This window comes from Kosmotoga olearia TBF 19.5.1 (assembly GCF_000023325.1).
GTDB classification, from domain to species: Bacteria; Thermotogota; Thermotogae; order Petrotogales; family Kosmotogaceae; genus Kosmotoga; species Kosmotoga olearia.
This window is the reverse complement of record NC_012785.1, coordinates 1,817,336-1,838,417: the sequence shown is the minus strand read 5'-3', so window position 1 is coordinate 1,838,417 and position 21,082 is coordinate 1,817,336. Positions and strand designations below refer to the sequence as shown.

Sequence of the window (21,082 nt, the reverse complement as noted above, 5' to 3'; positions counted from 1 at the left end):
TCCATGGGATTCACCGTTAAAAGCAGCTACGCTCTCAGAGCGCTTTACGAGCTTGCACTTGCCGCTGAAAGCGGCAATCCAAAACTATCGCTGGCAAAAATAGCGGAACGCGACATGATCCCGAGAGATTTTCTGGAAAAGATTTTCGCAGAGCTCAGGGACGCAGGATTCGTTAAAGCAACAAGGGGACGCTATGGTGGTTATGTACTCGCCAAACCGGCCAACGAAATCTACCTGAGGGATGTAATACTCAAACTCGATAAACCAATGAATTCATACGTCTGCGTAAGAGAAAATACAGAATGTGATATAGATCCGAATTGTACTGTAAAATATGTCTGGTTCCGGCTTTATAATTCCATGATGCGTGAGCTTGGAAAAATGACGCTGGCTGATCTAATAGAAATAGGAGAAAAACTAAAAAAGAACAAACGGATAGAATTGCAACTCGAAGAGAAACCAGAAACGGGGGAGTCAAGGTGAAAGCAATTTATCCCGGATCCTTTGATCCAATAACCTACGGTCATATGGATATCTTAAAACGCGCTTCAAAGATCTTCGATGAGGTTGTTGTTCTGGTAATGAAGAACATCAACAAAAGATACTTTTTTACTTTTTCCGAAAGGTTGTCGATGGTTGAAAAAGCGGTTGAAGGAATTCAAAACGCTCGAGCAGATTCTTACGAAGGGTTATTGGTAGATTACGCTAGAAAGGCCGGTATCAAGATAGTAGTTAGAGGTCTTCGCGCTATCTCCGATTTTGAAATGGAGATTCAGGTGGCACACATCAATAAGGCCATGTACGCCGACCTGGAAACGGTTTTTCTCATGACGGATCCTAAATACTCTTTCTTATCTTCTTCTATTGTTAGAGAGGCTGCAAGTTTCGGTGGAGATGTTTCTTTATGGGTTCCTCCATACGTTGAGGAAGCCCTGAAAAGAAAATTTTCAGGTTCAACTTAACGACTTTGAAATATTATTTTCTCAAGTTAAGATATAATCCATAAGGAGATGTTAGAAAGGAGGAGACACAGAATGGCAAAAATTACCGCTGACATGGTAAAAAAGCTGAGAGCCATGACCGGAGCCGGTATGCTTGACTGCAAGAAGGCTCTTATGGAAAATGACGGTGATTTCGAGAAAGCAAAGGAATACCTGAGAAAGAAAGGTGCTATGAAAGCTGACAAAGTAGCAGGAAGAGCTACCGGTGAAGGAATAATCTACTCTTACATCCACCACAACAGTAGAATCGGTGTCATGCTCGAGCTCAACTGTAATACCGACTTCGTTGCGAGAACCAATGAGTTCAAGGAACTCGCCCACAAGATCTCTCTGCAGATCGCATCAATGGCTCCACGCTGGATTTCAAGAGAAGATGTACCAGCCGATGTCATTGAAAAGGAAAAGGAAATCTATCGTGAACAAATGAAGAATTCCGGAAAACCCGAACACATAATCGACAAAATTATTGAAAACAAACTCGAATCCTTCTACCAGGAAAATTGTCTCATGGAGCAGGAATATGTGTTTGAAAAAGGTAAAACAATCAAAGACCTGATTGTTGAAACCATCGCCAAAACTGGTGAAAATATAAAGGTTAGCAGATTTGTTAGATGGGAAGTTGGGGAAAGCGATTAATAATGAAAGATAAAGAGGTGGGCATTGCTCACCTCTTTTTTTGGAGGGTGCTATGTACAGGAGAGTATTGTTAAAACTCAGTGGTGAAGCCCTTAGTGGCGAGGGCAATAAAGGATTCAGCGAAGAAAGGTTACAATATCTCGTTAACGAACTTCGCGGCGTAAAGGAACGTGGAATCGAGATTGCAATCGTCATAGGTGCAGGCAACCTCTTCCGAGGCAAAGAGCTAACACATATTTCTCCCACCGTATCCGACGAGATCGGGATGTTGGGAACCCTGATTAACACACTCTATCTGAAGGATTATCTCTCTTCAAAGGGATTGAAAGCGGTGGCAATTTCATCGATTGTCTCGTTCCCATCTTTCGAGCCTTACAAATACAGCAGAGCAGAACAACTTCTGAGGGAAGGAAACATCGTTATTCTCGGTGGAGGAACGACAATTCCCTACTTCACCACCGATACCGCAGCCGCTATCAGAGCAATTGAACTTCATACTGACATCATAATAAAAGCCACCAAGGTTGACGGTGTATACGAACTCGATCCAAAGAAACATCCTGACACGAAAAAAATCGACAGAATCACTTTCACCGAAGCAATTGAACGGGATTTAAAGATAATGGATATAGAAGCTTTTTCCATTTGCAAAAAACATAAAATACCTATCATCGTTATCGATTTCTTTACCAGCGGAAATCTGCTGCGTGCTATAATTGGCGAGAAAGTTGGTACTCTGGTAATTCCCGACTGAATACAGGAGGTGTTAATATGTACGCCCAGATAGTTGATGTAATCGCAAGAGAGGTTCTCGATTCACGCGGAACACCAACAGTAGAAGTTGAAGTCTGGCTGGACGATGGAGCCTATGGAAGGGCAATCGTTCCATCAGGAGCCTCTACTGGAAAGTTTGAGGCTCTCGAATTGAGAGATGGAGATAAAAAGAGATTTCTCGGTAAAGGTGTTTTGAAAGCTGTAGACAACGTGAACGAGGTTATCGCACCTGAAATCATTGGAATGAACGCTTTCGCCCAAACAGAGATCGACAGGATTCTCCTGGAACTCGATGGTACGGAATCAAAGGAAAAACTCGGTGCCAACGCGATCCTTGGCGTATCCATGGCGGTAGCTAGAGCAGCAGCAGAAAGCCTCGGCCTTCCATTGTATCAATACCTTGGCGGAGTCAACGCCAAACAGCTTCCGGTCCCTTTCATGAACATCATTAATGGTGGTAAACACGCAGACAATAATCTCGATATCCAGGAATTCATGATTGTCCCGGCAGGCTTCAAAACCTTCAAAGACGCTCTGAGAGCAGGTGTGGAGACATTCCAACACCTGAAAAAATTGCTGAAAGCTGACGGACACGTCACTGCCGTTGGTGACGAAGGTGGTTTCGCTCCGAATTTCTCCAACAATGAAGAAGCCATTCAGTACATTATAAAAGCTATTGAGAACGCTGGCTACAAAGCGGGAGAAGAGATTTTTGTTGCTCTTGATTGTGCAGCAAGTTCATTCTACGATGAAGAGAAAAACATATACTACATCGATGGCAAGGAAATGACTTCGGAAGATCTTATAAACTACTATGAAGACCTCGTTTCCAGATATCCGATAATCAGCATTGAAGACCCATTCTTCGAGGAAGACTGGGAAGCCTTCACAAAGTTCAACGAAAGAGTCGGCAAAAAAGTCCAGATCGTTGGAGACGACCTGTACGTTACCAACTTGAAAAGACTTAAGAAGGGTGTGGAAAATAACTCTTCCAACTCTATCCTGATAAAGCTCAACCAGATCGGTTCAGTTACCGAGACTCTGGATACCATAGAGTACGCTCAGAAACACGGAATGACTTGTGTTATTTCCCACAGATCCGGTGAAACAGAAGACACGTTCATCGCTCATCTTGCAGTAGCGGCAAATACCGGCATGATAAAGACAGGTTCAGCCTCAAGAAGCGAAAGAATTGCCAAGTACAACGAGCTTCTTAGAATCGAGGAAGAGCTGGGAGAAGACGCCAAGTTCCTGGGTCTGGATTCTTTCTACAACATAAAGTAAATTCGATTTATCAAGGGTAAAAACATGCCACGGGAATTGTTCCCGTGGTATGTTTTATTGTACCTTACCTGTTTCAGAATATTCACTCAAAATTTCCAGAAGAATGGCTACGAACGTTTTCACCAATTTCGGGTCGAATTGTTTCCCGGCATTCTTTTGCAGTTCTCTTATAGCTTCTTCCCTTGTCAACCCTTTTCTGTAAGCTCTGTCGCTTCTCATTGCATCATAAGCATCTGCCACAGCCAATATTCGCGATATCAGCGGTATCTCTTCGCCTTTCAACCCCTGAGGATACCCTGTCCCATCCCATCGTTCGTGGTGATACAGAACATATTTTGCCAATTTCTCCATCCTTTCAGAGGAGACAAGTACTTTATAACCCCAGAAGGGATGTTTTTTGACCAGCGCCAATTCTTCGTCCGTAAGTTTTGCGGGTTTGTCCAAAATTTCTTTCGGTATCAAAAGCTTTCCTATGTCATGAACTAATCCAGCCCAATAAGCATCTTTTATATCTTTGCTGGGTAACCCAAGTATCTCCGCGGTTAGCGCTGCAAGTTCTGCTACCCTTTCAGAATGCCCCCTCGTACTGGCATCGTGCAAATCGAGTATTCTTACAACCGAAAAAACGAGTTCTTTCTGGAATTTCCCCTGCATGATAATATATTGTCTTATGGTCTGGAAAGCTTTAGCGAGTTCAGCAAGAGCGGTAAAGATTTGTAGATCTTCCTCGGTAAACCTTTTTTTGCTTCCTTTTGCAATTTCCAGAGAGAATCCGCCAATGAGTTTACCATTTACGGTCAACCTAACGACCATGCTTTCCTCAAAAGCTCTCGTCGCTTCTTCAATCGCTCTTGCAATTTTTGCAGGCATTTTAGAATAATTTCTATGAAGCAGATCGTTGATTATGGTTGGTCCATCTGATAAATCAACGAAGTATTCCTCTTTTAAATCGATGGCTTTGAGTTTCTCAATATCGTGTCCTATTGCATGAACGTACTTCCATTTACCGTCTTCAATTACAGATATGCTACCGTAATCCGCAGTTGGAATAAGCTTCATTGCCATTTCCAGCAACTCTTTCAAAAAAACTTCGTCATTCTTCAAAGCCGCATCGGTTAATCGTGATGACAGCGAGAGTACGTGCGATAATCTGGTTGTCATCTCCGTGGAATGGTCGTACAAAAAATCTATATCTCTGTTTTTCAACTTCAATTCTGTTTTCATCTTCTCCAGAGCATTCTGAATTCTAAAGAGTTTTTTTCAAAATAACTGTATATCATTTTCAAGACTACCATATGAAAAAAGACAAGTGCCAAAATTCCCGCTAACCAGTAATACTTTTTCAATTCTCTATTGAATGGTACTACACCGTTCCACTTTTCTATTATTTCCCTTCTCTCACCAAGTGTTATCTGCTTCAAGCCTTTATTAACCGTTTCGAGTAGCTCTTTTTTTCCCTTTTTTACGGCAGCATACAAATTTTGCAAAAAGGAAGGTGAGGTCTTCTTGAATTCATCTTCTATACCGTACTTTATCAAATAATAACTTGCTGAAATATCGTTCATTATGAATATCTTCACCTTTCCTTCCACAACGGCTTTTATTACCTCTTCGCAGGAATCATAATATTGGATATTTATGTTTTCTTTGGGCAAATCATTTGAAAAAGGCTCACTTCTAACAACAGCTACTGTAAAACCAGAAAGATCCCTTGGAGAACCTATCCCTGATAACATTTTATGATAGTAGATGTTAACCGTTTCCTTCAAATAGGGTTGTGAAAAGTCGAAGTACTTTTCATTTTCCTCAGAACGAAGAAGACCATCTGTGATATCAGCTGTCCCTAATTTCACCATACGTTCTGCTTGCTCATCATCCATAATTATGTATTCAACTTCTATCCCCATTTTTTCAGACCAAAGCTTCCACATATCTACGCTAATTCCTTGGGGTTCTCCTGATTTATCATAAAAAGAATACGGTGGATTCTCAACACCAACCACCAAAACTCTCTCAGTTACTGCTCCCAAAGCAACTAAACTGAAAAAGCTTGAGAACAACAGCAGGCTAAAAAAATTCATGCAATCACATCCTGTATATGTAATCTACCAAAAAAACAGGCACTTTTTGGGCGCTTTACTTCAACTAAAACACTACTTGTTCATCGTAAACCTCTTCAACAATTGATTCCGTTTCTTCTTCAAGTTCTTTAACAAGTGACGTACTGTTACTACTATCCTTTGCTTTTGGTGCCATGAAATCTCTCCCTTCACAATTCAAACCTGAATTCTGAAACTCCATCCACAACTTCCCCATCGGGTGGATCGTAATCCACGATACACGGCGTTGTGAAAATAACTCCATCCACAACCTCTCCATCAGGCGGGTCGTAATCACTGACAGAAATATTCACACCGGTTGTTGAACCCATTAGAAACCAGAGAAACACTACCAAAACTATTACGAGTTCCGAAATCAACCCTTTCTTCACCATAACCATCCCCTCCTCAAACAGAGGGTACAATGGTTATTCTGATATTCAAGATTCAGGGTTTCTGTATTGTTCGTTTTTAGCGAGAGACATTGATATACTTTTCTTTGAAAATAGGAAAATATTATAATGTGATAGATAACACCTCACTGTTGTCAAGATTTAGTTCAGGAGCAAAATTCATGAATCGAAGATTTTTGACGGTTACAAAAATTCTTTTTTCCTTTGGCGGATTCGGCAGGCCATTTTTCACCTACGTGGTTGAAAAGGAACTTTCCACCCCGTCCAACGATGAGGACAGGGTATGGAGAAGTTTTTTTGTTGCCTTGAAACTTGAAGGAGAGAGAAAATACGAAGAAGCATTGGCGATGATCAACAAAGCATTAAAAAAATGTTTGGTTCCTTCCTTGCGATACGCCTTACTGACTCGAAAATTGTCCCTTCTTCTAAAATCAGGAAGATACAAGGAAGGAAGACCGATCTATATATCGTTACGGAAAAACCTCCATAAAATCACCCCTGAGATACGTTACACGCTGACGATAAATGCTTTGCTTTTATACTGTTCAAAAGTTGAAGGACCTTATACTAGTTGTCTTGGAAAATTAAAGCTCAACAATATGGAAGAAAATGCTTTGAGTTTTACTCTGCTCAATGTGGGAAGAGAACTTGTGAAGAAAGGAAAAACTCGCGAAGGTATCAAGAAATTTATTGAGAGTTTCAAAATGGCTGAGAAATCCAAACATCCCGCTGGAATGATTCTCGCTCTTAATGCCATTGCATGGTATTCCAGGGAAGAACACCCTGTACTTGGACTTAAAGTTGCAGAAAAAGCCGCCTATCTTGCTGGATACTTTACGGATAGACCGTGGAATTTTTACGTCCTACACACCCTTTTTACTCTGCTTAGCAAAACAAGAAAAAGATGTCTTGTTCCGCTGTCCCGAACAATTGTTGGTCTTATAACACGACTGCCGGAATGGGAAAAAGAAAGATCGAAACTGGTAATTGAAAAGGCCCGAAAGATTTATTCTCTGTTCTCTTCCACCGGTAATTCAAAATACGAAGTATCACATGAATTAAGGGAATATCTGGATAAATACATTAGAAATATCTCAAAAGTTTCCAGATTGACCGGGATCGATCGGAAAAATATTTCAAGGATAATTCACGGAAAAACGAGAACAATAAAAGGAGAAACTCTTAGAAAGATTATTGCCGGGCTGAATCTTCATGTTGATCCCATGTCAGCTCCCGGGCCGATAGTTAGCGAATGGGTGAAAATAAGAATAGACGAACAAAGCAGAATCTATCTTTCAAAACTCTATAACTTAAACCCATTAGAAAGAAAAAAAGAAGTGTTTACCGCTTACAGTTGCTTTGCTGGAAGAAGAGATTTATTTCGGAATTTAACAAGAAAAGGTTCCATAGATAGATTGTTTACACTACTGGATGATCCAGAAAATCTGGAAAAGGAGTTGGACTCAAAATTCATCTGGTCGTACTTCCTTTACGCTTGCAATACCCTTTCAGATTACGAGAAAGCAAGAAAAGCCTTGGCGATGTTATTCATTAATCATTTTCCACCAAAAAAGACAAAAAAATTCCTCAACAGTTATTTTTCCACAGACGAAACCACAAGAGAACTCGTAGATGAATTTATCAGGAATTATATCAGATACAACCGGAAGTGGGGTATAAGACTGGAAAATCAGAGCTATTCTGAATTGGCAAAAAGGCTCGGTCTCAAGGCCCAGTCAATGGTTATCGCAATGTATTGCTTTGACAAAAGATCCCGGAGAAAGGTAGTAGAAAACTTCCTTGAAAATCTAACCACTAAAATCGACACTTAAAGAAAAATCGGGGAATTCTACCCCACCAATCCATAAAGAAGCCTGAGTTCATCAAGAAGAAGAATAGCGGTATACCCACCGATAGCTATAAACGGGCCAAAAGGAATCTGCTTCGTTCCTTCAAATTTTTCACCTTTCACCCCAATAATCACCAGATACGTCAGAAGAGCAGCTATCGAAGAAAAAAGAACCGTATATAAGGACCCAAGTAAACCACTTGCCAGGGAAAGTGCACCTATAAGTTCAACATCACCAAAACCAAAGGAATCTTTCTTCACGGCGTTGGCAATCAAGAAAAACGCGACCATTGCCCCAGTCACAAGGGCAGCATGAATCAAAATTTCTGGAAATCTCCCCTGATAATAGGAAAAGAGAACCGCACCAATCCCGATAAGGATTATTCCCGTATCGGGTATCAAGTAATGTTCCAGATCGATAAAGCTCGAAATAATCAATCCCGCCGCAACCAGATCAAGGGCCAGCGCCTGCGGAACAGGAAATATAAGCGCGTTGATTGTAAAAGAAACCGCTGTAATAGCTTCTACTACTGGATATCTTATCGGTATTCTGGTTCCGCAATACCTGCACCTTCCTCTAAGAACAATATAACTCAATAATGGTATATTGTCCTTCCACACCAGCTCATGGCCGCACGAAGGACAAAAACTCCGTGCAGGTCTATTTATGGTGTATTCTTTCCTCGGCAATCGATAAATTACCACATTAAAAAAGCTTCCAAAAACCAGACCAAAGATGAAGGAAACTACAGCCATCAAAGGATTCCACAAGCCTTTCTCTCATCGTTTGTCAGGAATTCATCAAAAAGCTCCTTCTTACCGTAATAGTACCACATCTCGTTGTTTTTGAATTCTTTCAACAATCTGCAAGCCTTTTGTGTGTCTCCGGTTTTCGCATAGGGAATAACCAGCAGGAGTTTGAGATGCTGCATGTCAGGAGACGTCTCAACAAACTTTTCAATAATCTCTTTTACTCTATCATAATTACCGTGCTCAAACTGCACCCGGGCCCAAATCTCTATATCATTTGTATGGGTAGGTATCGCATTCAATATCTCCATTTTGAGTTTCTTCGCCTCTTCTTCCTCGCCGATTTCTCTGTAAAGTTCTATCAATTGATACCTTGCCAGCAGATTGTTTGGATCGTTGCTAATAAGCGTCTTTAAAACATTTATTGCCTTATCATTCTGGCCTGAAAGCGAATATGCGTCCGCAAGCATAAAATAGGTAACCACTCTGCCAGGAACAAGAATCAGCTCCTTCTCCCAGTATTGAGCTGCTTCTTCATACTTCCCCATATTGAAGTAAGCCTGGCCAAGGGCAGAATAGGCAGAAACAAGGGCGGGATTCTTCTCTATTGCTTCTTCTAGCCATTTTATTCCCTCATCAATCTTTCCTTCTTCGATGTAAAGCGTTCCTTTCATCTCAGCCATAGCTGCCTGATCGAGTCCTGCATCGTATAGCATTTGCAGAAAAGCCTGTGCCTCGCCATATTCGCTTTTATCCGCAAGTGCCATTACCTTGTCGCGAAATCCACTAAAGGTCCCGTTCTTAAAAGTTGAAAGATCCAGTTTCGCCTCTTCTAGATACAGCTTGAATTCCTGATATTCGATGGGAGCATAAACCGTGGGCTCAAGAACGGGAAATTCCTCACTCAATTCCTCTATAACCTTCAAACGAGCCTCAAGGGTTGTCCCTTTCAAATCTTCCTTTGCAACCTTTAGATCACCATCGTAAACGAGATCCAATATCGCTATTGCGAAAGGAGTCAATTCATCTATGTCAAAACTCTTTCCTTTATGGGTAATTCTGATTACTTCCATATCACATCGCCTCCATTCATTTCCTCAAATAAACTATACCATACAGAAAACGTATCTCAATGATTAAAAAGACAAGGTCAACAATTGATTTAACCGAATTAGGACGTAATACTCTGCAAAAAATCAGTTTTTTTACTCCGAACTAAGAACGCCGTTTTTTCTTCCTTTTCTTTGCTTTGTTTTTAGAATTATTCCTTTTGTTATTTTTATTGTTTTCCTTTTCAACAATAACGAAATCAACCTCCATGGTTGTTTTATCAGCGTGAACCGCTCTTACTTTCACTCCATCTCCTATCCTGAAAACCCGTTTTTTGTGCTTTCCCACGAGAATATTCTGTGTTTCGTTGTACTCATAGTAATCATCAAGGGTTGAAACATGCACTAGACCGGAAAGCATTTTTTCAGGTATTTCCACAAACAAACCGAACTTCGTTACTCCTGTTATCACAGAATCAAAGATTTCACCGATATGATAGCTAATGTATTCAACTTTCTTCATGTCGAGGAGATCCCATTCGGCTTCGTTGGCGATCCGTTCCCTCTTTGAACAGTGCTGAGCAATTCTTGGCAGTTCTTTCTCATAACGGTCTATTTCCTCGGGGCTGAAATGTCCCTTTTCAATTATTTTTTTTAGCAACCTGTGAACTATCAGATCAGGGTAACGCCTTATCGGCGATGTAAAGTGTGTATAAGCCTGGGACGCAAGGCCAAAATGTCCTATATTTCTCTCGGAATAAACCGCACGTTTCATAGAGCGAACGAGTATTCGCTCAATCGAACTGTGAAGAGGATGATCTTTCGTTTTTTCAAGGATTTCTTGAAGTACTTTTGGATGAATATTCTTGGGTATTCTCAGCTTCATTCCAATAGCCTCAAGATAATGTTTTAGTTGAATAATAGACTCCGGATCGGGTTTCTCGTGAATCCTGTAAACAAAGGGAATATCCTGAGTGTTGAAGATCTCGGCGATGGTTTCATTTGCTTTAATCATAAACTCTTCAATCATTATTTCGGATTCTCCACGTTCCTGAGGAAGAATATCCACGACGCGCCCTTTTTCATCAAACAGTATTTTCACCTCTCGCGAAGATATGTCCATCACCGAACCGCGTTTCTTACGCCAATCCCTCAATATCCTCGCCAGCTCTCTCGCCACAAGCAATTCTTTTTTTACGGGTTCGAGATGTTTCAGGAGATCCGGATCATTATCTCCATTAAGAAATCTGTTTACTTCGGTGTATGTAAGTCGTCTTACGGAGCGTATAACCCCTTCATGAACTTTGAAATCTACCACTTTCCCTCCGGGATCGATCTCCATCTCCAGAGAAAGGGTAAGCCTGTCCTCACCTTCTACCAGAGAACAAATGCCATTCGAGAGCTCAAAAGGCAACATGGGAATAACCGTATCAAGAAGATAAACCGAGGTACCCCTTTCGTAAGCTTCTCTATCAAGCGCACTTCCTTCCCTAACATAATGAGAAACATCTGCGATGTGCACCCCGAGAAGATAATTCCCGTTCTTCAATTTTTTTATGCTTATCGCGTCATCATAATCCTTTGCATCCTCACCATCAATCGTAAAAATTCTATCTTTTCTGTAGTCCTTCCTTTTCGATATCTCTTTTTTGGTAGGAGGCTTCGCTACCTTAACCGCCTCTTTTAAAACCTCTTCCGGAAAATATCCGGGTTCAGGGAGATTGTGCTTGAAAATAACCGTTGGTAGATCAACGGCTGGATCCATGGCGTTACCCAGTACCTTGTCGACAACACCTTCCGGATTTCTCCCGGGCGAAGGGTACCGGGTTATCTTCAAAAGCACCTTCTCATCCGGTTTGGCACCGTTGAACCCTTCCGGTGGAACATAGAAATCGTATTTTATCCTCGGATCATCAGGTATCACGAAAGCGAACAATCCTCTGGTTACAAAGGTTCCGACTATCCTGGTTCGACCTCTTTTCAAAACCTTTACAACACAACCCTTCGGAAGATCTCTATACGTTCCTGTTATTTCCACCAGCACACGATCACCATCGAGGGCGAACCCCGTATCGTCTGAGGCAATGTATACCTCTTCCCCATCGTCTCTGGAAACAAAAGCCCCGAATCTTCTTCTGGTAAACTGTATATCTCCAATCACCATATTTTCGCCAGGAATCACATACCTTCCACGAGAATCCCTGATTATCCTTCCTTCCTCTATTAATTCCTTCAAAAGCTTTCTTAGATTCTTTTTATCATCTTTATCTTTAACCTCAAGAATCTTAGCGATAGCTTTAAAGGTCGACGGCACGTATTTCCCGGAAGTTAACAACTCTAAAATTTTCTTTTTACTGATCTTCATACAAGCGTTCCTCCTCTCGGAGAGAGATAGATGTTCATGGTATAATTATACACGAAATGTTCTTTTTGAATCTCACTTCTAGAGCGCAGGAGGTAATGAAAATGAAGGTCGGAATTCTTACAGGTGGTGGAGACTGTCCGGGGCTAAACGCGGTTATTCGTGGAATCGTTAAATCAGCTCCCAAAGACATAGAAATTATCGGGATAATGCACGGTTGGAAAGGGCTGATTACTGGCGAGGTCACAAAACTTACTGACGATGACGTCGAAGGGATTCACATCATAGGTGGAACGATACTCGGTACCTCAAGAACAAACCCTTTTAAAAGCGAGGAAAACAAGAATAAAATGCTTGAAAACATAGAGAAACTCGGGCTTGATGCCCTCATCGCTATTGGTGGAGACGATACTCTGTCTGTCGCAGCAAAGTTATCCTCTCTGGGTTACAAGGTTATAGGTGTTCCAAAAACCATAGATAACGACGTTTCCAACACCGATTACACATTTGGCTATCATACAGCGGTGAACGTTGGTGCTGATGCCATAGACAGACTTCATTCAACAGCAAAATCCCACGGGAGAGTTCTCTTCGTTGAGCTCATGGGCAGAGAAGCAGGCTGGATAACATTAGAAGCAGGACTTGCAGCTGGTGCTCATTTGATACTAATCCCCGAATACCCGATGACTCTTGAAGAGATCGTCAGGTACGTGAATGAAAGGATGGATAAAAAGAGCTACATGATCATAGCGGTTGCGGAAGGATTTAAACCCACTGACCTTGAAAATGTCATCGGTGATAAGAATGAAGTCGATGCCTTTGGCCATATACGTCTTGGAGGAATCGCCCATTACCTTGCTGAAATAATAAAGGAGAAAACCGGATATGATACCCGCTCTGTTGTTCTTGGACATCTGTTAAGGGGCGGAACACCCACGGCTTTTGACAGGATACTTGGAACCCGTTACGGTGTTCATGCAATGAAACTCGTTCTCGAAAAGGATTTTGGTAGAATGGTAGCTCTGCGTGGAAATGCAATCGTTTCAATTCCTCTGGAATATGGGATAGCCACCAAAAAATTCGTTCCCTTCGAATACTACAAACTCGCGCAGATATTCTTTGGATGAAGGGGTGAGTACCGCGAGATCGATATATGTTGAATGGGCCTGGCATGTAATCGAATCTTACATACTCAGGAATGAATATCCAGGCATTTCTGGGAATTTGCCTGAAGAACTCACCCAAAGGCGAGCAGCTTGTTTTGTCACCCTTCACAAAGCAAATGGGGATTTGCGAGGCTGTATAGGTACGATTTTACCAACAAAGCGAAACCTCGCCGAAGAGATAAGAGATAATGCCATTGCCGCCGCTACAAAAGACCCGCGGTTCCCACCAGTTCAGCCTGAAGAGCTGAACAATCTGGTGATATCCGTTGATATACTCAGCGAACCCGAGGAGTGCAAACCCGAAGATCTTGACCCCAAAAAATACGGTGTCATTGTTGAAGCTGGATGGCGGCGAGGCGTATTATTGCCAGATTTACCGGGAATTGTCACTGTTCAGGAACAATTAAGGATTGCCCTGTTGAAAGCTGGAATTTCACCCAACGAACCTTATAAAATCTTCAGGTTTTCAGCTACTCGCTACTATTAACCTGAACAAGAGGTGATCTCATGAAACCGGCTATTTATTTCGATGAGCTGGAAGGGGATGTTTTACAGTGTCATCTATGCCCCAATAGATGTATTATAAGACCCGGAGAAACCGGGATCTGCAAAGCACGAAAGAATGTCAAAGGTATGCTTTATTCTCTGAACTACGGTGAACTTACATCGATCGGAACTGATCCCATAGAAAAGAAGCCCCTGTACCATTTTTATCCAGGGACGATGATATTTTCCGTCGGATCATGGGGTTGCAATCTAAGTTGCGATTTCTGCCAGAACTGGGAAATATCGAAGGGACGCCCCAGAATCGTTCAAAGGGTGATTCCACACCAATTGATAGAAATAGCCAGATCCGAGGGAACTCCTGGTTTAGCTTTTACCTACAATGAACCCACTGTGTCCTTTGAATTCGTTCTGGATACCTCGCGAGCAGCAGCAAAAGAGGGAATTTATAGCGTTCTTATAACCAACGGCTACATCGAGCAGGAACCTCTGAAATTACTCGTCCAGTCTATAAGTGCTATGAATATTGACCTTAAAGGCTGGAATGACGAATTCTATGCAAAAGAACTGGGGGCTTCGAAAAAACATGTACTTGACACCATAGAATTTGTGTTATCTGCCGGTGTTCATGTGGAGATTACCACCCTTATTATCCCGGGAAAAAACGACAGCCTGGACGAAATGCGTGAAGAAGCAAAATGGTTGGCTTCGCTCTCCAGAGACATCCCGTTGCATATAACCAGATATTTCCCCAACTACAAATACACAATTCCACCCACTGATGTTAAAACATTGAACGAACTCCACAACGTGGCTAAAGAGCATCTTAACTACGTTTATATAGGGAACGTTCCATCAGAAGATCTCAACACTACTTATTGTCCTGATTGCGGTACATCTCTGATAAAACGCAGAGGCTTCGACGTTGAAATAGCAAACCTTACCGAGGAAAGTAGGTGCTCCAATTGCGGAAAAGAGATTCCCGTGATTCTTTGATAGGAAGAACGATCCTTTATTCAATACTCATGGTCGCTGCTATTGCGACCCTTATTTTTGTTTACCTGAAGAACCGACCTGAGGAATACTACACGAGAACTGAATATCTACTGGGCACTTATGTCACCATAAAGGTGGCATCGGAGAAGATTTCCCCCGTGATTCTTGCCGATGCAGCTTTCAGAGAAATAACCCGAATCGATAAAAAGTTTGGATCAGATAGAGGAATAGTGAAGAGTATGGCGGAAGCCGGTGAGAATGGAATGGAAGTGGATGAAGAGACTGCCTTTTTACTCAGCGCAGTAATCAATATAGCCGAAAAAACCGGTGGAGCTTTTGATCCCACGATTTACCCGATAACCAAACTCTGGGGATTCGATAGTTCGTCAAGCAAAAAGCGAGTCCCTTCCGAAAAAGAAATCGAGAAAACTCTCGAGCGTGTAGGATACAAAAACATCGTTGTCGATGTATCCTCAAGCAAGGTATGGATCCTCAACGGAGCGGAACTCGACCTTTCGGGTATAGCAAAAGGGTACGCAGTTGATCTTGCTATTGCCAGAATTAAGTCTATGGATGAAACCGCCACCGGGTTCATCGATGCCGGCGGTGATATAGGCATAATCGGACCAAAATACGGAAAAAGGCCGTGGGTAATTGGAATCAGGAATCCCAGAAGCGATAGGGCTGACGACGTGATTGAGTATGTTTATATGTATGATGGAGCAATTGCCACATCGGGCGATTACGAACGATATTTCATTGAAGACGGAATCAGATATCATCATATCTTCAATCCTACCACGGGAAGACCCGCTAGATCCGGTGTGATAAGCGCAACGGTAATAAGCAAAAGCGCTCTGGAAGCTGATGCCTTTGCCACGGCGGCTTTTGTTATAGGAACCTCACCCGGGATAACCTTTTTCCCCAGATATGGCGCTCTTGTCATGCTTGTTATGGAAGATCTGAGTACGTACAAATCACCGGGATTTGAGGTGTATCAGAAAAAATGAAATACAGGCTATTTAGGCCTTTAGATTTGCTGGTGATAATTTTTCTCGTGGTTACCATATTCGCTTTTTCAGGAAAATCTCCTGGCCTGGCTCAAAATATTGCTGAGATTTACCACGATGGAATGCTTTACAGGACTTTAGATCTCACAAAAGAGGCAACCTACAATGTCCTTGACCACATGGTCGTAGAAGTTAGTGAAGGATCGGTGCGAGTGATTGAATCAGATTGTCCCGAGAAACTGTGCGTTAAAAGCGGCTGGATTTCGCATCCTGATATTCCCATCGTCTGTCTCCCAAACAAAATTACCATCATTATTCCTTCTAACGGTAAAAAGGGCGACACAGAAATGGATGCGATAACAAGATGAATGCAAGAAAAATTGCTTCTTTCTCACTTTTAATAGCCCTGGGATCCGCTATATACGTTGTTGAAAGCTTTATACCTTTTTTATTGCCAATCCCGGGCGGCCGTTGGGGGTTCTCAAACGTGATAATCCTGCTCGCCATACCCGGTGGAACGTTGAAAGAGCTCCTGTTTCTGGCTGCCTTAAAAAGTGTCATCGGTAACACTTTGATGGGAAAACTGGCAACCCCGGGATTCTTCATGGGGTTCCTGGGAATCGAAATAGGAACTTTTTTCATGTGGCTGATGGGTAAGTCAGGCAAGTTCGGACTGATTGGGATCAGCATGACAGGAGCTATTATAAACAATTCCGTTCAGCTGGCGATTGCCGCATGGTTCATTGTTAAAAGCATTGCCATTATGTACCTTTATCCGTATTTTGTTATCATCGGAACTATTTCAGCAATAGCAAACGCTATATTGGCGTATACAGTATTGAAAAGGATCGGTGATTTGTTATGAAGTCAAAGAAAGTAGTTCTCGCATCCACATCACCACGTCGGAGAGAATTGATGAAATATCTTGGGGTGCATTTTGTCTGCGTCAGCCCCAAAGATGTTGATGAAACCATCGACGCCTGTGACCTGGAAAACGAACTGATGAGGCTAGCTGTAAAGAAGTGCAAAAGCATTTCTGACATCTACCCCGACTCTGTTACAATTGGAGCGGACACTGTAGTGGTCCTCGACAACGAGATACTCGGAAAGCCAATTAACAGAACCGAGGCGAAAGCTTTCTTGAAAAGGCTTTCAGGCAAAACCCACATTGTGTACACTGGGGTAGCATTGCTTTTTCCTGATAATGAAGAAATAACTTTTGTTGAAAAAACCTTTGTAACGTTCAGGGATCTCCCTGATGACGCCATAGATTACTACGTCGCCACCGGAATCCCCCTGGACAAGGCAGGCGCTTACGGTATACAGGACTACGGTGCGTTGTTCGTCAAAGAAATAAGAGGTGATTTCTACAATGTGATGGGGTTACCCATTGGCCGCATATGGGAGATCCTGAGGAATAGGGGGTACTACGATTGAAATCGTCAAATAATCATATGCCTCGAGAACGTTTACTCGCTGTTGGTGCGCCCAACTTGAGCGAGACCGAGTTGATTGCCATTCTTTTGAGAACCGGAACAAAAGGCATGGATGTTATGGCATTAAGTTCCGAATTGTTGAAAAAGTACGGCTCACTCTCCGGATTGCTGAGCGCGAGTTATGAAGAACTTGCAAAATTTAAGGGAATAGGAGAGGCAAAGGCCGTAACCTTAAAAGCCGCTCTCGAAATCGGCCATAGGGTTTTCAAAGAACTTACCGAAACCTCAAAAACAAAGATAGCGGATCCAGAGAGTGTGTATTACCTATGCCACGACATGACCACACTCACCCAGGAAATGGTAAGGGTTATATCTTTAAACAATAAACTCATGTTTTCAGGAATGAACACCATAACTATCGGCACCCTCGACAGCTCCCTCCTGCATCCAAGGGAAGTATTCAAGCCGGCTATATCAAAATCAGCCGCTGCAATCATTCTCGTTCACAATCATCCATCGGGTGACCCAAACCCAAGCAAAGAAGATGAAGCCATCACAAAAAGATTAAAAGAAGCTGGAGAAACACTTGGCATTAAGCTTTTAGATCACGTTATAATAGGAAAGGGAAGGTATTACAGTTTCGCCTCAAAAAAAGAAACAAATGTCTCGGAGGTGCGAGATGATTTCCAGAGAATTCGCGATGGAGCTTGTAAAGAAAGAGATCAAACACGTGAATCTTATCAAGCATATGCTGGCTACGGAAGCGGTGATGAAAGCATTGGCTAAACATTTCGGTAAAGATGAAGAACTCTGGGGACTCGCAGGGCTTCTTCATGATCTGGACTATGAAGAAACAAAAAACAATCCAGAAAAGCATGGGTTAAAAACCGTTGAAATGCTCGAAGCCTACGATGTTCCTCAGGAAGTAAAAGATGCGATACTTGCCCACTGTGGTAAAAAAGAAAGGAAAACCTTATTGGAAAAATCAATCTATGCTGCTGACCCCGTAACGGGATTTATCGTTGCAGCCGTTCTTATTCGTCGAGGAAGCACGCTTTCCGACTTAGACGTTCAGTTCTTAAAAAACAGGTTCAAGGAAAAATCCTTTGCAAAGGGTGCAAGCAGGGAACAGATGCGAAGCTGTAAAGATCTTGGACTATCTCTCGATGAATTTTTAGAAATATCGCTCAAAGCGATGCAGGGAATTTCAAAAGAATTGGGTTTGTGAGGTGAAAAAAATGGATAAATTCATGCTTGAAAAAACAATTAAAGAGGTCATAGAAAGGGTGAACCAAAGCTATGAACCGATCAATCGCAAGCTCTCTGGAGAGCTTAATTTGGCTCGTTATATCGATCATACCCTGTTGAAACCTGATGCTACCCCCGAAATGATTAAAACCCTTTGTATGGAAGCCAGAGAGAACAACTTCTTCAGTGTTTGTGTCAACAGTTGTCATCTTCCGTTAGTCACCAAGCTTCTTGAAGGCACTGATGTGGCGCGTGCTGTTGTCATCGGATTCCCTCTTGGCGCTGTTCCGACCGATGTAAAGGTCTATGAAACGGAGTGGAGCCTGAATCACGGTGCCGATGAATTTGACATGGTTATAAATATCGGTTACCTCAAAGCGGGCCTTTACGACCTGGTTTTCGAAGATATCGCAAAGGTGGTAAAAGCCGCAAAAGACAAGGTCGTAAAGGTTATAATTGAAACGGCGTTGCTCACAGAGGCAGAGAAGATCGCTGCGTGCGTTATAGCAAAAGAAGCTGGAGCCGCTTTCGTCAAAACATCCACAGGCTTCAGTTCAGGCGGCGCAACAGCAGAAGATGTCTCCCTGATGAAATTCGTCGTGGGAGATAATGTGAAGGTAAAAGCTTCAGGCGGTGTGCGAACCAGGGAAGATATGATAAGGATGTTGATTGCGGGCGCCGACAGAATTGGAACGAGTTCTGGAATGAAAATAATAGGCAAAAAATAATACAACAGGGGGGATTTGGATGGATCTTTGCTCGTTAAGCGTTAAGGACTTCATAAAGCGAGTTGCCGAGAAATCACCGACTCCAGGTGGAGGCGCTGTTGGAGCTGTTGCGGCTGCTTTGGCCGCTGCACTTGGTGCTATGGTTTCGAACCTTACCATCGGCAAGAAAGGATACGAAGACGTTGAGAGTCAGATGGAAGCATGTCTCGAAATCTTCGGCAACGAGATGAGCTACCTTTGTGATCTCGTAAATAAGGACGTTCAAGCCTTCGATCAGGTAATGGCAGCTTACAGGCTTCCTAAAAATTCTGAAGAAGAAAAAGCCGTCAGAACAGTGAAGATCCAACAAGCTTTAAAAACTGCCATCGAAGTGCCCTTCGATCTTGCCAGACGTTGTAAAAATGTCATAGTGAACGTGGAAAGACTGGCAAAATGGGGCAATCTCAACGCTATTTCCGACGCTGAAAGTGCTGCACATTTGTTGTACGCAGTTTATTATGTCGCAAAGGCCAACGTAATGATCAACATGAAGTCACTGAAAGATCCACGGTACTGTAACTGGATCAAAGAAGAAATGGACCATCTCGAAAAGCAAATCGAAGCCTCCTACCGGAGGATACTCGAGGTGATAAAAAAGAGAAATGGTTAAATTCACCGTCACAAAAAAAGACCCGGTAACATCCGCGAGAACTGGAAAGCTAGAAACAAAACACGGTGTTTTCGAAACACCTGTGTTTATGCCTGTGGGTACCAACGCTACCGTCAAAGGACTCTGGCAGGAGCAATTAAAGGAGCTTGGGGCAAGAATCATTCTTGGCAATGCTTTCCACCTTTATTTAAAGCCTGGTCTCGAGGTAATAAGAAGCTTTGGCGGTCTGCACAGTTTCATGAACTGGAATAATTCTATACTCACCGACAGTGGAGGATTTCAGGTTTTCAGCCTTAAAGATAAAAAAGTTCTGGACGAAGGTGTTCTGTTTAAATCGCCCATCGATGGCTCCAAGATCATGATGACACCGGAATTATCCATGGAAATACAGATGACGCTCGGATCGGATATAGCGATGGCATTCGACGAATGTGTCGCGCCTGAGTTAGACAGAACCTACGCACAAGAATCGGTGGAAAGGACAACCAGATGGGCAGAAAAGTGCTTAGCGTATCATGACCGTTCTCAGGCGCTCTTTGGAATCGTTCAGGGTGCTTTTTACAAAGACCTGCGCGAAAAGAGCGCCAGGGAAATTACAGCCATGGATTTCGATGGATTCGCCGTAGGTGGTTTGAGTGTTGGTGAACCCTTTGAGGTGACCAGGGATATTCTCGAGTTTACAACAAAACTCCTTCCGGAGGATAAGCCAAGATATCTCATGGGAATTGGTACGCCAGATATGATAATCATGGCTGTCGAGAACGGCATCGATATGTTCGACTGCGTCCTTCCAACGCGAATGGGAAGGCATGGAACAGCATTAACATGGTCCGGAAAAATCAATCTCAAAGCTGCCAGGCACAAGTTTTCCAAAGAACCCATCGATCCTGAGTGCAACTGTAAGGTTTGCAGAAGCTACTCAAAAGGTTACATATATCACCTGTTTTCACGTGATGAGCTCCTTGGAAAAATGATGCTGAGTTACCATAATGTGCATTTTTTGCTGGATTTCACCGACCGACTCAGAAATGCCATTCGCGAAGAAAGATTCTTAGAGTTCAAAGAGTTGTGTACCCGAAAACAGTTAATCAAGAACGATACCGGGGTAAATGTATCCGAGGGGTGATT

At 42.6% G+C, this 21,082-nt stretch carries 23 protein-coding genes and 1 pseudogene; 18 read left to right on the top strand and 6 right to left on the bottom strand.

Annotation, left to right across the window (positions count from 1 at the left end; translation table 11 throughout):
- The first annotated feature begins 3 nt into the window (after positions 1-3).
- The 5 genes from KOLE_RS08635 to eno all read left to right on the top strand — a co-directional run bounded on the left by KOLE_RS08635 (position 4) and on the right by eno (position 3,695).
- Complete coding sequence (locus tag KOLE_RS08635; protein WP_015869039.1) at positions 4-483, top strand: RrF2 family transcriptional regulator; 480 nt, start codon at positions 4-6, stop codon at positions 481-483.
- Complete coding sequence (coaD, locus tag KOLE_RS08630; RefSeq protein WP_015869038.1) at positions 480-962, top strand: pantetheine-phosphate adenylyltransferase; 483 nt, start codon at positions 480-482, stop codon at positions 960-962. Before KOLE_RS08635 ends, coaD begins: the two co-directional genes overlap by 4 nt.
- A gap of 72 nt (positions 963-1,034) precedes the next feature.
- Positions 1,035-1,637, top strand: a complete 603-nt coding sequence (gene tsf / locus KOLE_RS08625) for a translation elongation factor Ts (RefSeq protein WP_015869037.1) — start codon at positions 1,035-1,037, stop codon at positions 1,635-1,637.
- A gap of 52 nt (positions 1,638-1,689) precedes the next feature.
- Positions 1,690-2,391 carry a UMP kinase gene (gene pyrH, locus KOLE_RS08620; RefSeq protein WP_015869036.1) on the top strand — a complete coding sequence of 234 codons (702 nt, stop codon included), beginning with the start codon at positions 1,690-1,692 and terminating at the stop codon, positions 2,389-2,391.
- A gap of 17 nt (positions 2,392-2,408) precedes the next feature.
- A complete protein-coding gene (eno, locus tag KOLE_RS08615; protein WP_015869035.1) occupies positions 2,409-3,695 on the top strand; it encodes a phosphopyruvate hydratase in 1,287 nt (428 codons plus the stop codon).
- A gap of 54 nt (positions 3,696-3,749) precedes the next feature.
- Here the strand turns inward: eno and KOLE_RS11685 are convergent, their stop codons facing one another.
- The 3 genes from KOLE_RS11685 to KOLE_RS08600 form a co-directional block, all read right to left on the bottom strand.
- Positions 3,750-4,919, bottom strand: coding sequence for an HD-GYP domain-containing protein (locus tag KOLE_RS11685; RefSeq protein WP_201030046.1), 1,170 nt, complete (start codon positions 4,917-4,919; stop codon positions 3,750-3,752).
- Positions 4,916-5,776 carry a transporter substrate-binding domain-containing protein gene (locus KOLE_RS08605; RefSeq protein ID WP_041288725.1) on the bottom strand — a complete coding sequence of 287 codons (861 nt, stop codon included), beginning with the start codon at positions 5,774-5,776 and terminating at the stop codon, positions 4,916-4,918. The genes KOLE_RS11685 and KOLE_RS08605 overlap by 4 nt, the downstream gene beginning before the upstream one ends.
- 188 nt (positions 5,777-5,964) lie before the next feature.
- Positions 5,965-6,189, bottom strand: coding sequence for a hypothetical protein (locus KOLE_RS08600; RefSeq protein ID WP_015869033.1), 225 nt, complete (start codon positions 6,187-6,189; stop codon positions 5,965-5,967).
- 179 nt (positions 6,190-6,368) lie between these two features.
- Between KOLE_RS08600 and KOLE_RS08595 the strand changes: the two genes are divergently transcribed.
- A complete protein-coding gene (locus tag KOLE_RS08595; RefSeq protein ID WP_015869032.1) occupies positions 6,369-8,039 on the top strand; it encodes a helix-turn-helix domain-containing protein in 1,671 nt (556 codons plus the stop codon).
- A gap of 17 nt (positions 8,040-8,056) precedes the next feature.
- On the opposite strand, the gene KOLE_RS08590 is transcribed toward KOLE_RS08595, so the two are convergent.
- The 3 genes from KOLE_RS08590 to rnr all read right to left on the bottom strand — a co-directional run bounded on the left by KOLE_RS08590 (position 8,057) and on the right by rnr (position 12,220).
- Positions 8,057-8,812 (bottom strand): prepilin peptidase, encoded by a 756-nt coding sequence (locus KOLE_RS08590; protein WP_015869031.1) that lies wholly within the window; start codon positions 8,810-8,812, stop codon positions 8,057-8,059.
- Positions 8,812-9,879: a tetratricopeptide repeat protein gene (locus KOLE_RS08585; RefSeq protein ID WP_015869030.1), complete on the bottom strand. Its 1,068-nt coding sequence runs from the start codon at positions 9,877-9,879 to the stop codon at positions 8,812-8,814. Before KOLE_RS08585 ends, KOLE_RS08590 begins: the two co-directional genes overlap by 1 nt.
- A gap of 142 nt (positions 9,880-10,021) precedes the next feature.
- Complete coding sequence (rnr, locus tag KOLE_RS08580; protein WP_015869029.1) at positions 10,022-12,220, bottom strand: ribonuclease R; 2,199 nt, start codon at positions 12,218-12,220, stop codon at positions 10,022-10,024.
- Positions 12,221-12,321: 101 nt separating this feature from the next.
- On the opposite strand from rnr, the gene KOLE_RS08575 reads away from it, so the two are divergent.
- The 12 genes and pseudogenes from KOLE_RS08575 (at position 12,322) to tgt (ending at position 21,080) form a co-directional block, all read left to right on the top strand.
- The gene (locus tag KOLE_RS08575) at positions 12,322-13,344 is read left to right on the top strand and encodes a 6-phosphofructokinase (protein WP_015869028.1); all 1,023 of its coding nucleotides are present in this window, start codon (positions 12,322-12,324) and stop codon (positions 13,342-13,344) included.
- 4 nt (positions 13,345-13,348) lie between these two features.
- The gene (gene amrA / locus KOLE_RS08570) at positions 13,349-13,870 is read left to right on the top strand and encodes an AmmeMemoRadiSam system protein A (protein ID WP_015869027.1); all 522 of its coding nucleotides are present in this window, start codon (positions 13,349-13,351) and stop codon (positions 13,868-13,870) included.
- A gap of 20 nt (positions 13,871-13,890) precedes the next feature.
- Positions 13,891-14,883 (top strand): AmmeMemoRadiSam system radical SAM enzyme, encoded by a 993-nt coding sequence (gene amrS / locus KOLE_RS08565; RefSeq protein WP_015869026.1) that lies wholly within the window; start codon positions 13,891-13,893, stop codon positions 14,881-14,883.
- Positions 14,853-15,893 carry an FAD:protein FMN transferase gene (locus KOLE_RS08560; protein ID WP_015869025.1) on the top strand — a complete coding sequence of 347 codons (1,041 nt, stop codon included), beginning with the start codon at positions 14,853-14,855 and terminating at the stop codon, positions 15,891-15,893. The genes amrS and KOLE_RS08560 overlap by 31 nt, the downstream gene beginning before the upstream one ends.
- A complete protein-coding gene (locus tag KOLE_RS08555) occupies positions 15,890-16,261 on the top strand; it encodes a NusG domain II-containing protein (RefSeq protein ID WP_015869024.1) in 372 nt (123 codons plus the stop codon). The genes KOLE_RS08560 and KOLE_RS08555 overlap by 4 nt, the downstream gene beginning before the upstream one ends.
- On the top strand, positions 16,258-16,758 hold the full coding sequence (locus KOLE_RS08550; protein WP_015869023.1) for a Gx transporter family protein: 501 nt from the start codon (positions 16,258-16,260) through the stop codon (positions 16,756-16,758). Before KOLE_RS08555 ends, KOLE_RS08550 begins: the two co-directional genes overlap by 4 nt.
- Positions 16,755-17,330, top strand: coding sequence for a Maf family protein (locus KOLE_RS08545; RefSeq protein ID WP_041288724.1), 576 nt, complete (start codon positions 16,755-16,757; stop codon positions 17,328-17,330). The genes KOLE_RS08550 and KOLE_RS08545 overlap by 4 nt, the downstream gene beginning before the upstream one ends.
- 17 nt (positions 17,331-17,347) lie before the next feature.
- Positions 17,348-17,986: pseudogene (gene radC, locus KOLE_RS08540) on the top strand (RadC family protein); the annotation flags it as partial.
- A 22-nt stretch (positions 17,987-18,008) separates the two neighbouring features.
- The gene (locus tag KOLE_RS08535; RefSeq protein ID WP_015869021.1) at positions 18,009-18,557 is read left to right on the top strand and encodes an HDIG domain-containing metalloprotein; all 549 of its coding nucleotides are present in this window, start codon (positions 18,009-18,011) and stop codon (positions 18,555-18,557) included.
- A 22-nt stretch (positions 18,558-18,579) separates the two neighbouring features.
- Positions 18,580-19,305, top strand: coding sequence for a deoxyribose-phosphate aldolase (deoC, locus tag KOLE_RS08530; protein WP_041289011.1), 726 nt, complete (start codon positions 18,580-18,582; stop codon positions 19,303-19,305).
- A gap of 19 nt (positions 19,306-19,324) precedes the next feature.
- On the top strand, positions 19,325-19,954 hold the full coding sequence (locus KOLE_RS08525) for a cyclodeaminase/cyclohydrolase family protein (RefSeq protein ID WP_015869019.1): 630 nt from the start codon (positions 19,325-19,327) through the stop codon (positions 19,952-19,954).
- Positions 19,947-21,080 (top strand): tRNA guanosine(34) transglycosylase Tgt, encoded by a 1,134-nt coding sequence (gene tgt, locus KOLE_RS08520; protein WP_015869018.1) that lies wholly within the window; start codon positions 19,947-19,949, stop codon positions 21,078-21,080. The genes KOLE_RS08525 and tgt overlap by 8 nt, the downstream gene beginning before the upstream one ends.
- Positions 21,081-21,082: the final 2 nt, after the last annotated feature.